The organism is Xylanibacter ruminicola Ga6B6 (genome assembly GCF_000687715.1).
Lineage (GTDB): Bacteria > Bacteroidota > Bacteroidia > Bacteroidales > Bacteroidaceae > Prevotella > Prevotella ruminicola_B.
In genome coordinates, this window is the sequence record NZ_JHXD01000046.1 from 1 (window position 1) to 2,678 (window position 2,678).

The window sequence follows — 2,678 nt, forward strand, 5'->3', positions numbered from 1 at the left end:
GCTACCAGCTGCATGGATTTCTAAGATAAAACAAAGAGAATGCCTGTTAATTAAGTTTAATGGGCATTCTTTTTTCTTCTTTGCTTACAAAACACATTAATCATGCAGTAACGGAAGACTTCGTTTTCGTTACTTTTGGGTCGCGGTTCACCTATCCCCTTTATTAGTTCCAAAACTAGATTTCTACCTGGAGCAACCGCAGATACTCGCCTCCAGACTATCAGGACAGGTCGGCACGCGCCTGTCATAGTTCACTGGCGACAGTATGTAAAAGCGTTATTTCGTAGTAAACTGTCTGTATTCATGTTTCTGCTTGACCACAGCAAACATCCTCAGTACCAGCTTAAACTTTACAGCGTTCATTGCCTTGCGGATGGTGTCCGCATCTTCCTTACCATTGCATTTCCTTTCAAAGAATCGTTTAAGTTCGACATCGTGTACGATCGCAATTTTGGCTGCCTGCGATATGTCGGCTTTCGCCGTCAGGTCACAGTGCTTGTACGGTTTGGGCTTCCACCTCACAGTTGTGCCCGATTTCTTCGTGTGAGGGGCCACTCCAATGTACGAGGCATAGTCTCTTGCTGTCTTAAACACAGTAAAGTTCTGAGTAATCACGATGGCATTGACAGCGTTAACGAAGGCGATACCTGTGATAGACGTGAGATAGAGATAACTCTCCATCAGCGACTCGTCATTTCGGATGATATCACGTATCTTCTCCTCGATGGATTCGACCTGTTTGTCAAGCAGCGAGATTATCTTGTCCAGACGCTTGGCCTCTTCCTTGCCTACCACCTGTTTGCGGTTCAGATAGACCACTCTATCCTCGACGTAGAATTTGCGTTCCCTGTGCAGGTTGCGCAGCTCCTCCATCGTCTTGTCCGGCACCCGGCTAAACTTGATGATCTCCTTGAAACGGAAGAGGTAGTCAGCAATCTTGGCTGCATCCAGACGATCGTTCTTCTCACGGGGCTGGATGGGATAGTGCTTGATGACAGCAGGCTCTAGCATAGTGTACTTGTAGCCCTTCTTGTCTAGGAAGTGCTGCAGACCATCCGAGTAGAAACCCGTGTGCTCCATACCGTACATACACGTAGAAGCGTCCACATCGTGCTCCTTGAGCCACTCGAGCAGCTCCTTGTAGCCTGACTTGTTATTACCCACCTGAGTATGGGAATACCCCTTCAGTTCACTGTTTTCGACGAAAATTGCCACGTCGAGCCATTTTTTCGATACATCAATGCCTACATACCAGTCTTTTTTCATAACTTTGCAACGCGTTTAAGCGAGGTTATAAGCCGAAGATGACTGGTTTCAAGGCAACATCCTTTAAAAGGACTCCGACCGCTCGGGGCGACCTATATTTCTAAATTGCCATGCCAGCGTCTGAAGGAGGGGCAGACCAAATCTGGGAAAGAGCTTTATCTAAGCAAAAAAAATGGTTCACTGTCCCCTCCCGGCTTTCACCTCTGTCATACAATACAAATCGGGAGCAAAGGTATCAAAATTTGTCAATAATCACATATGGCTTCCCTCTTTTTACGACGGCAAACATTCGCAGGACGAGTTTAAACTTTATCGCATTCATAATGATACCAGAATGTTTCCCTTCCGCCTTCTTACGAAGCCAATAAGACCTGATTCCCGGGTCTAAACTGATTGCGGGAAGAACTGATATTGACAAGTCGGCTTTTGCCTGTTTGAATCCTTGTTTCGATACTCTAACTGCCCCCTTTACACTAGTTCCCGATTCATGAGGGAATGGTGCGATGGCAATATAACTGGCATATTTCCTCGGATCGGTAAATGCAGTAAAATTCTCCGTCAGCACGATGGTTGTGACTGCAATGACCATACCTATCCCAACTATACTTGTCAACAAATCATAATTCCGCTTAATTAAGCTATCTGACTGTATGACAGACCGGATATCCTTCTCTGTCCGCCAAATGTATGAATTGAGTTTCTTCAGTTCTTCTTCCTTTCGTATACGAGAATCTACCGTGTCGTATAATGATACATCACGCCGTTGTTGTTTATATTTTGCGGCCTGCTTAACATACAGAAGACGTTCTGCAAGCAAACGCTTTAATATGAAATAGGCCGAAGAAGGGAGATGCGAAGGTGACATACTCTTATAAAACAACGAGCAGTAAATAGCAATACGAAAGGCATCTGCCTTGTCTGTTTTTGTCTGGCGGATTCCTTTTATGCTCAAAGGAGGCTCAAAATAATGCATACGATTCGGATCAACCATGTAATACACAAGACCTTCACTCTCCAACCATATACGGAAATCATGAGCATACAGCCCTGTATATTCCATACATATACGTAGCTTTTGTTTCTTTATACCATTGCTACGAAACCAACGCTTAAGGTCTTTATAACCAGTTTTGTTATTCTCGACCTTAATGTGTCCATTTTTCCAGTCCACTTCACCACGGTAAAGAGCTACATCCAATGTTCTCTTGGAAACATCGACACCAACACAATCACAATCTTCTTTTTGCATATGTCTCAGTTTTGCATTATTCAACAACGGAAACTAAGGGTACTAATAAAGGTCCAAACCCATGCATAGATATTTTCTTTCTTCGGTACTAATTGGTTCACCTCATTATTAATCTTTATTAAGATTATTAGCACTCTTAGCTTCCGGCTGCAAAACTAAAGGG

Annotated in this window: 2 protein-coding genes; both read right to left on the reverse strand. The window is 43.9% G+C overall.

The features are described 5' to 3' along the window. Positions 1-276: 276 nt before the first annotated feature. Complete coding sequence (locus tag T500_RS16585; protein WP_028908723.1) at positions 277-1,266, reverse strand: IS110 family transposase; 990 nt, start codon at positions 1,264-1,266, stop codon at positions 277-279. Between the two features lie 235 nt (positions 1,267-1,501). Next, positions 1,502-2,515, reverse strand: coding sequence for an IS110 family transposase (locus T500_RS0114665; RefSeq protein WP_028908724.1), 1,014 nt, complete (start codon positions 2,513-2,515; stop codon positions 1,502-1,504). Positions 2,516-2,678 lie beyond the last annotated feature (163 nt).